The organism is Arthrobacter sp. P4_F10, assembly GCF_056401435.1.
This window is the reverse complement of record NZ_JBFUJJ010000022.1, coordinates 48543-57659: the sequence shown is the minus strand read 5'-3', so window position 1 is coordinate 57659 and position 9117 is coordinate 48543. Positions and strand designations below refer to the sequence as shown.

6 protein-coding genes are annotated in these 9117 nt (G+C 63.3%); 4 read left to right on the top strand and 2 right to left on the bottom strand.

The window, feature by feature from the left end:
- Together AC1DR1_RS17730 and AC1DR1_RS17725 are read right to left on the bottom strand one after the other, a co-directional pair.
- Positions 1 to 1162, bottom strand: a 1162-nt coding sequence (locus tag AC1DR1_RS17730; RefSeq protein WP_476992997.1) for an aldehyde dehydrogenase family protein, incomplete at its 3' end; no start/stop codon positions are given.
- Between the two features lie 131 nt (positions 1163 to 1293).
- Entirely contained in the window at positions 1294 to 2652 is a 1359-nt protein-coding gene (locus tag AC1DR1_RS17725) for an MFS transporter (protein ID WP_476992996.1), read from the bottom strand.
- Between the two features lie 171 nt (positions 2653 to 2823).
- On the opposite strand from AC1DR1_RS17725, the gene AC1DR1_RS17720 reads away from it, so the two are divergent.
- The 4 genes from AC1DR1_RS17720 (at position 2824) to AC1DR1_RS17705 (ending at position 9111) form a co-directional block, all read left to right on the top strand.
- Complete coding sequence (locus AC1DR1_RS17720) at positions 2824 to 3657, top strand: PaaX family transcriptional regulator (RefSeq protein ID WP_476992995.1); 834 nt, start codon at positions 2824 to 2826, stop codon at positions 3655 to 3657.
- A gap of 180 nt (positions 3658 to 3837) precedes the next feature.
- A complete protein-coding gene (locus AC1DR1_RS17715) occupies positions 3838 to 5412 on the top strand; it encodes an FAD-dependent monooxygenase (RefSeq protein ID WP_476992994.1) in 1575 nt (524 codons plus the stop codon).
- Positions 5405 to 7441 (top strand): acetate--CoA ligase family protein, encoded by a 2037-nt coding sequence (locus AC1DR1_RS17710; protein ID WP_476992993.1) that lies wholly within the window; start codon positions 5405 to 5407, stop codon positions 7439 to 7441. The genes AC1DR1_RS17715 and AC1DR1_RS17710 overlap by 8 nt, the downstream gene beginning before the upstream one ends.
- A complete protein-coding gene (locus AC1DR1_RS17705) occupies positions 7438 to 9111 on the top strand; it encodes a (2,3-dihydroxybenzoyl)adenylate synthase (protein WP_476992992.1) in 1674 nt (557 codons plus the stop codon). The genes AC1DR1_RS17710 and AC1DR1_RS17705 overlap by 4 nt, the downstream gene beginning before the upstream one ends.
- The last annotated feature ends 6 nt before the right edge of the window (positions 9112 to 9117 follow it).

Sequence of the window (9117 nt, the reverse complement as noted above, 5' to 3'; positions counted from 1 at the left end):
CAACCGTGGTGATTGGGCCGAAGGTTTCCTGATCGTAGATCGACATCTCAGGCCGCACTTTGTCGATGATCGTGGCAGGCATCGAGGCACCGTCGGCACGGTCACCGACGATAAGTTCAGCTCCCTTGGCGAGTGCATCATCGATGAGACCGTTGATGCGGGCACCCGACTCTTCGCGGATCATGGGACCGACGATGCAGGCTTCATCGGCCAGCGGGTCGCCGGCGCTTAGCTGCGCCGCCCGTGCTGCGAACTTGGCGACGAACTCGTCGGCCACGCTGTCGTCAACGACGAAACGTTCGGTCGACATGCAGATCTGGCCCTGGTAGAGGAAGGAGCCGAAGACGGCCGCATTGACGGCGCCGTCAATGTCGGCGTCGTCGAGCACGACGAAAGGCGCCTTGCCGCCGAGCTCGAGCAGTAACGGCTTGAGGTATCGGGCGGCCTTTTCCGCAATGATGCGCCCCACTGCCGTCGAGCCGGGGAAGTTGATCCGGCGAACCGCCGGGTGCGCGATGATGGATTCGACGACCCGGTCGGAGTCCTCCGGGGTGCTTGTCAGGAAGTTCAGAACGCCAGCAGGAAGTCCTGCCTCGTGCAGGACTTCTGCAATGATCGCATGGGTTTTCGGGCTAGTTTCTGAGGCGCGGAAGACCACGGTGTTGCCGCAAACGATGGGGTAGGCAATGGCCCGGGCCGCCAGCACGCCTGCCCCGTTCCAGGGAGCCATGCTGAGAACAACTCCRGCGGGCTGCCGGACAGTCATGGAGAGCGTGCCCGGCTTATCCGTGGGGAGCGTCTCACCCTGAATCTGAGTGGCCAGCCCCGCCGCTTCACGGAACAGCTGCGCGGTGAGGAAGACGTTGAACCCGGCCCAGAGCTGTGCTGCACCAACTTCTGACATCATCGTTTCGATGAATTCGGGGCCCCGTCGCTCCATGATTTCCGCCGCCTTCAGCATCACGGCCCGTCGCTCGGTAGGGCCGGTCGCTGACCACGAACCGAAGGCCTTTGACGCCGACTGAACCGCATCGAGAGCGTCGTCTACGCTTGCTGCCGCGCTTTCGGTCACGAGTGCACCCGTCAGCGGGTTTCGCCGCTCGAACGTCTTGCGTTCACGGCCGTCTCGTGGCTGGTTATCAATGATGAGTTGCGTTTGCACTCTGCTCTCCTTGGTTTCTTTTTGATGATGATGCCGGGCTGCGCGCTGGTGGCGCCCGCGTTACTGCTGCAGGAATTCCTGACGCCCTGAGTCCACCGACGGCGGCCTCAACCGCGACAATGGGGCCAGTCTCAGTGCGGTATGGCGGTGTTGGATATTGTCGGCTGAACGGCCGCGGCGTCCGGGCTGGTGGTTGCCGCGGTGAGGAGCCGCGGTACCGACAGCACGGCGACTACGCCGATTGCTGCTGCTATGGCCCAGACGGAGAAGTTGATGAAGTTGCCCAGTGAGGCCGCTACCAGAACGCCGCCGCCCGAGATAGCCAGGACCGCGCCGATCCGCCCGATGCCGAGCGTGATGCCTAGGGCCGTGGCCCGCGTTGCGCCCGAGAAGTAAGTTGCAACGAAGCCGTTCACCAGGATCTGCGCTCCCACTGATCCGAAACCGACGACCGCGACAAGCAGATACATGACCGGAAGTGGCATGAGGCTGGTCCCCATGAGAACCAGTGCTATGCCGGAACTGGCGAAAGCCGTTGCGGTCACCGGGCGGGGTCCAAATCGGTCAGCCAGGCGGGAGGACACGAGCACACCCACGACGGCACCGATGTTGACCGTGAGAAGGAATGTCAGGGAGGAGGCCAGCGAGTACTTGGCGATGACCATGAGCTGCGGCAGCCAGGTATTGAGCCCATACACGAGCGTCTGGCCACAGACACCAGCCAAGCAGAAGAGGACCATCGCCCCGAGCAGGCGCCCTGTCAGTAGCGTGCGGAACCGGCCGGCTACCGGGGCGCCGCGATCCACGGGTGCTTCGGGTAGCGGTTCCAGTCCGTAGTCGGCGATGATGCGGTCCGCTTGGGCCCGGTCACCCTTGACAGCGAGGAAGGCCGGGGACTCGGGAAGGAACTTGAATAGCAGAGGCAGCACGGTAATCAGTGGAACGCCGCCGAGGGCCAGCATCCCCCGGAATCCGAGTGCGGGCAGGAAGGCGAGGGCGACCAGCGCGGCGAGGATCCCCCCAACAGCGTATCCGGAGAACATCAGGGCGTTATTGAAGTTGCGCCGGTTCGACTTTGAGAACTCTACGGTCAGTGCGATCGCCGTGGGGATGACACCGCCCAGTCCGAGGCCTGCCAGGAAGCGGAACAAACCGAAGAGCTCGGGAGTCGGTGCCCAGGCCGTCAGCAGCATGAGCAGAGAGAAGGCTGCAATGGAAGCCATCATGACCTTCCGCCGCCCGACGATGTCGGTGAGGTACCCGATGAGGATGGCGCCCATGAACATCCCGGCCAGCGCGTAGCTGCCGATCGCGCCCGTCTGCACCGGAGTCAGGCCCCAAGGTTCGTACGCAAGGAGTTTGGGAACGATTGCACCGTAGACAACCAGATCGTATCCGTCGAAGACGATGGCCAGGAAACAGAGAAAGATGACAGCGGCTGCCGATTTGCGAGGGCGAACCGGAGGTGAGACAGGCGATTGAAAAGCCATTGGGGACTCCAGGTGATATACACGACGTTGTGGCTGTGCCAGAGATGAGGGGTCGTTCGACTGTGATCTGACCCACAACTGAATGTAACATAAATGTGTTGTGCGTCAACAGAGGTGTTGCATGTTCCCTGATTGACGCCCGCCCGGGCACGCAAGTATTGGAGAAGCCTTATGCAGTGGAAGCCCAGAGCCCTGATCCTGGATCTATTTGGGGACTACCTCCGGTATGCCGGGAGCGAGGTAAAGCTTGCTGACATCACGGAGCTCCTCGCCGTCTTTGACATTGAGGCGGCCACGGTCCGCGTCAACCTCTCGCGCCTTCGTAAGGAGGGCTGGTTCACCACCCGGCGCGTGGGGCGGGAAACGGTCTACTCCCTCACCCCCCACATGCTGGAGATCCTCAACGAGGGGCGCGAACGGATCTTCCGCCGGCGGGACGAAAAGTGGGAGGGTCGCTGGACCATGGCCATTTACCAGGTCCCGGAATCCGAACGCGCCGTCCGGGAACAGCTCCGCAAGCAGCTCGCGTGGCATGGTTTCGGCCAGCTGTCGCCATCGACCTGGCTAAGCCCGCACGACCTCATCTCGGAGGTCCGCGAAATTGCCGCCGAATATCCGCTGGCCAAAGTTGATGCTCTCTGGTGCGGGACCGGCGACCTCGAGGAGGACAGGGACCTCGCCGCACGATGCTGGGACCTCGAGCAGCTCGGCGCGGACTATCGGCAATTCATCCGCACCTATGCCGCCCTTGATGATGAGGCAGTCAACGCCGGCAAGGACGGGCGAACGGCACTCATCGAACGGATGCAGATTATCGGCGACTTCCGTCGCTTCCCATTCCGGGACCCCCACCTGCCCCTCGAGCTGCAACCCAAGGGCTGGCCCAGCAGCGAGGCGTACAGCCTGTTTGGTGCAATCCACCGCCAGCTCGGGCCTGCCGCCACGGAATTCGTCTCCGGCGTCATTGGTCAGCCCGTCGGGCAGGGCCAGGAGGTCGTCGCGTAACGCGTCGAGGCCCTGAAGCCCGCCGGCCGCTTCTGGGACCTGGACACCCTCACTGGAAGGTCCGTCCCGCGGTTCCCAACAGTTATATGTAACAAATAGTTGACGATCCGCGGAGAACCGTTACATACTGGGAACGAGACGTAGCACACGTCCTCCCCCAAATCTCTAAAGGTGGCATCGATGGCACTTCGCGTAGCCTGCATTGGCGGCGGTCCCGGCGGACTGTTCTTCTCAACCCTGTTCAAGCAAACCGTTCCCGACGCCGACGTCGTGCTCTTTGAGCGGAACCAGGCCACCGACGCCTTTGGCTTTGGCGTGGTCTTCTCCGACGCGACGCTGAACCGGATCAACGACGCCGATCCCGTTGTTCGCAATGGCCTCCGGGACTTCGGCACCCATTGGGACGACATCGAGGTCTGGCTCAAAGGCGAACAGAAGTCCTTCACCGGCAACGGCATGGCCGCGATCTACCGCAAGACCCTCCTGAAGCTCATGCAGGAGCGGGCGGCCGAAGTCGGGGTCGACACGCGCTTTGGCCAGTACGTGCCCGAGCTGTCCCAGCTCGACGGTTTCGACCTGATAGTCGGCGCAGACGGCGCCAACTCGTCGACCCGCGAACAGTTGGGCGAGAGCCTGGGCCACACCGCCGAGACCGCAACAGCCAAGTTCATCTGGTTCGGGACCACGTACAAATTCAACGGACTCACCTTCGTCCACCGGCAGAGCGAATACGGCAACTTCGCGGTCCACGGCTACCCGATCAGTGACGACCTGAGCACCTTCATTGTCGAGACCGACGAAGCAACCTGGCGCCGGGCTGGACTCGACGAATTCGATGTCAGCCAGCCCCCGGGACCCTCCGACCTGAAGACCCAGCGGTTCCTCGAAAAGCTCTTCGCCGAAGACATCAACGGTGAGCCGCTCGTGGCCAACAACTCCCGGTGGGCAAACTTCCGCACCCGACGCACCCGTTCCTGGCACAAGGGCAACGTCGTCCTGCTCGGCGACGCTGTGCACACCGCCCACTTCTCTGTAGGTTCCGGTACCAAGATGGCCATGGAAGATGCCATCACGCTGGTCCGGGAAGTCGCGGCGCACCAGGACGACCTGGAGTTGGCTTTCACGAACTACGAAGCCGAACGCCAGCCGCAGGTGGCCAAAATCCAAAACCAGGCCCGCGGCGGACTGAGCTGGTGGGAACACTTCGCCCGTTACTACAACTCCTTCGAGCCGACCCAGTTCACCTTCCACTTCTTCTCCCGCAGCATCGACATCGACAAGATCCGCCAGCGTGACCCGGAGCTGGTTGCATCCGCAGAACAGGACTGGCTGGCCAGGCACGGAAACACGCCGATGGAAACTCCGCTCTTCGCAGGATCCGCAGCGTTCGCTGGCCGCCAACTCTCCTTCACCTACCAGGACGGCACGCCGAAGTTGAGCGGAACCGGCGGCAGCATTGCCCTGGTCACCGACCCGGACGACGCCGACGCCAACACGGGACTTCTGCTCACCGCGCCGGATACCGAAGAGGGCCTGGCCGCCGCGTTTGAGCTTCTGCCGGCTCAGGCTGCTGCCATTGTTATCCAGGGCGGCAATCCGTTCACCCGTATTCTTCTGTCCGAGGAAGCCCGCCTTGGACGGAGACTGAAAAGCGTCATCGTCGATGACCGGGGCCCGGTATCGGCCCTGACGCTGGTCCTCTCCGGCCGCGCTGACGCCGTCGCCACCGCAAGCATGGAGGTTTCAAATGCATGATCTTTCTCCCCTGCTCGCACCGCGCGGCATCATCGTCGTCGGCGCCTCGTCCAGCCCCGAGAAACTCGGCGCCGTCATGGCACAATCACTGTCCACCTACCCGGCTCCGGTGGAGCTCGTGAACAGCCGCGGAGAGAACGGTATGCACACCAGCATCGCCGACGCCGCAGCCGCCATTCCTGGCGGTCCGGATCTGGCAGTGCTCTGCGTACCTGCCGCCGCCACCGCCCAGGCATTGCGTGACAGCTCGGCGAATGGCGCCAAGGCAGCGCTGGTCTGCGCCGGCGGATTCGCCGAAGCCGGCGGTCCCGGCATCGAATTCGCGCACCAGGTGGAGGCTGCTGTCCGGGACACCGGCATCCGGCTGCTCGGCCCGAACACGTCGGGCTTCTTCGTCCCCTATCGCAATCTTCGCGCAAGCTTCGTGCCCGGCGTCGCAGAACTGGAACCGGGTTCGGTGGCCGTCGTGGCAGCCAGCGGTGGAGTCAACCACGTCCTCGCTTTCCACCTGCAGCGGGCCGGCGTGGGCGTCAGCCTCGGCGTCGGTATCGGCGCTGGCACTGATATCACCGCACCCGATGTTCTGGACTACCTGATCTCCGATGAGCAAACCAAGGCAGTCGCCCTGCACCTGGAAACCGTCGCCGACGGACCAGCCCTCATCGACGCCGTATCACGCCTCAGCGCGGTTAAGCCGGTTGTAGCTTTGGTCGTCGGCCGCAACGATGTGTCCGAGTTCGCCCAGTCCCACACCGGGGCTTTGGCCACGTCCTGGCGCACCACACGATCCGTCCTCAAGCAGGCCGGGGCGGTAATTGTCGACGACGAGAACCAGTTGGTTGCCGCCGTCACCGCCTTGGCGGGTCGCCGCCTCGCACCGGCGGCAGACCCCGGAGTTGGCCTCATCACGGGTCAGGCCGGACCGGGCTTGCTGATCGCTGATGCCCTTCACAGCGCCGGAGTGACCCTCCCCCGTCTTACAGAGGGCAGCCAGGACACTATCGGCGCCTTGCTCCCTCCGCTGACCTTTCAAGCCAATCCCGTTGACACCGGCCGTCCCGGACCCGGCTACGAGCAAATCGTTGCCGCCGTCGCCCAAGACCCGGCCATCGACGTCGTCGCCGTCTACGGTCTGACTGAACCCGTAGCCGACCTCCCCCTGGCGGTCGCCAATTCCGGAGTGGCTCATATGATGCCGTTTGTGATCGGCGTCGATGGTCCCGATGGAGACCTGGAGCGCACCTTCAAGTCCGCGCAACATCACGACCTTCCACTGATCTCGGGGCCAACATCGCTGGCCCACGGAATCGCAGCATTGGTGAACGATTCCCGGGGTCAATTCCAACGGGAGCAAGCATCTGCCGGAGCACTCGCATGGCCCGATCTTCACGGGCCCTGGGACGAGAACCGGGCCAAGGAACTTCTGGGTGCATTGGGCATTTCCACGCCGGAACGTCGTGTGTGCAGCACCCGTGCCGCCGCTCATGAAGCCCTATCCGAACTCGGCGGCCCAGTGGCGGTCAAACTGCTCGACGCCGCCGTCCTGCACAAGACGGAGATCGGCGGCGTGCACCTGGGGGTCAAGTCCCCGGAAGACATGGACCGCGCGCTGGAGGGCCTTGAGGCCGCCGGCGCCCGGGAGTTCCTGGTGGAGGTGATGGCCCCATCCGGCGTCGACCTTGTGGTGGGCGTCCGCCGCGATCCCGTTTTCGGACCGATCGTGGTTCTGGGATTGGGCGGCACCGCCGCCGAAGTGTTCGCCGACATTTCCATCCGTTCTGCGCCCCTGGCGGTACGGGCGGCCGAGGGCATGCCCGGCGATCTGCAGGCGCGCGAACTCTTGTATGGCTTCCGCTCCGGGCCGATGCTGAACACAGCGGAACTTGCAGGCCTGTTGGTCAGGCTCGGCGATGCACTCGTCTCCAACGAGGCCATCGCAGAAATCGAAATCAACCCCCTGCGCCTGACCCGCAACGGGCTCCTGGCGCTGGACGCAGTAGTTATCAATGTCGAGGAGGACATTAAATGACCAGCCACACCAGTGAAGGCACTGTCCCCTGGCCGGCCGACCTTGCCGCAGAATTTCGTCAGAAGGGCTACTGGGAAGACCGGACCCTTGGCAGCTACGTCCTCGAAACGGCCGATCGGCTTCCTGACAAGATCGCCTTGGTGGAGGGTGATGTCCGGATCACCTACTCCGAGCTTGCCAACCGTATGGACGCTGCCGCTGAGCGGCTCCTTCAGCTCGGACTCAAAGCGGACGATCGCATCATGGTCCAATTGCCCAACGGATGGCAGTTCACCATACTCACACTGGCTTGTTTCCGGGCAGGCATTGTCCCCGTCATGGCGCTGCCGGCGCACAGGAAATATGAGCTTTCCTTCCTAACGGAACTCTCCGAGTCACGGGCCATTGCGGTGCCGGACGTTATCAAGGATTTCGACCACCAAGCGTTAGCGGAGGAGCTCGCATCGTCAATTCCCTCACTCAAGTTGATCCTCGTGTCCGGTGCGGCGAATCCCTTGAACGTTCGTCTGGAAGAGATCCTGGCCCCGGGCAATGACGCGCTGGGTGCCCGCGCACGGCTGGATGCATCGGCACCGTCTGCCGATGCAGCAGCTCTGTTCCTGCTCTCCGGCGGCACCACCGGCCTCCCCAAACTCATCACCAGAACCCACAACGACTACGCCTACAACATCAAGGCCACCTCCATACCAACGGCCGTCTCCGAGGACACCGTGTATCTGGGTACGCTGCCGGCCAGCCACAACTTCCCGCTCGCCTGCCCGGGCATCCTGGGGATCCTCTTCGCCGGCGGCCGTGTGGTCATGCTGCCCAGCCCCGAACCGCGTAAGGCCTTCGCCGCCATCGAACGGGAAGGGGTCACGCTTTCAACAGCAGTTCCGGCGGTGGCGCAACGCTGGATTGAGCACCAAGAGGAAACGGGTGGCAACCAGTTGGCGAGCCTACAGGTCATTCAGGTTGGTGGTTCGCGGCTGCCCGATGAAATTGCCCGCAAAGTGAAGCCAGTGCTTGGCGCAACGCTGCAGCAGGTCTTCGGCATGGCGGAAGGACTCATCAACACCACCCGCCTGGACGACCCCGAAGACGTAATTTGCACGACCCAGGGACGTCCTGTGTCCGAAGCCGACGAGGTCCGAATTGTGGATGAGGCAGGCAATGACCTCCCGGATGGCGTAGCCGGTTCCATACTGACACGCGGCCCATACACCCCCCGCGGCTACTACCGCGCACCTGAGGCCAACGCCCGGGCCTTCACCCCGGATGGCTGGTACGCCAGCGGTGACATCGTGGAGCGGCGCCCCGACGGAAACCTCATCGTCCAGGGCCGGGACAAGGACATGATCAACCGCGGCGGAGAAAAGATCTCGGCAGAGGAAATCGAAAGCCTCGTCTACCGCATCGAGGATGTCACCATGGCAGCCGCCGTTGCGATGCCTGACCCCGTGCTCGGCGAAAAACTCTGCCTCTACATCACAGTCAAACCCGGACACCAAGTAACCCTTGAGCAAATCCAGGAGCTGCTTCGCAAGACCGGAGTCGCTGCGTTCAAGATCCCCGAACGACTCGTGGTCCTGGACGAGTTGCCGACCACCAAAGTCGGCAAGATCAACAAGAAAGACCTCCGCGCCGACATAGCAGAGCGACTCGCCGCCGCTGGCGCCCACGCAAAGTAAAGGATT

Bases quoted from the DNA above. Each gene is read 5' to 3' on its own strand.
- AC1DR1_RS17725 (WP_476992996.1), bottom strand. From the start codon at position 2,652: ATGGCTTTTCAATCGCCTGTCTCACCTCCGGTTCGCCCTCGCAAATCG.
- AC1DR1_RS17720 (WP_476992995.1), top strand. From the start codon at position 2,824: ATGCAGTGGAAGCCCAGAGCCCTGATCCTGGATCTATTTGGGGACTAC.
- AC1DR1_RS17715 (WP_476992994.1), top strand. From the start codon at position 3,838: ATGGCACTTCGCGTAGCCTGCATTGGCGGCGGTCCCGGCGGACTGTTC.
- AC1DR1_RS17710 (WP_476992993.1), top strand. From the start codon at position 5,405: ATGCATGATCTTTCTCCCCTGCTCGCACCGCGCGGCATCATCGTCGTC.
- AC1DR1_RS17705 (WP_476992992.1), top strand. From the start codon at position 7,438: ATGACCAGCCACACCAGTGAAGGCACTGTCCCCTGGCCGGCCGACCTT.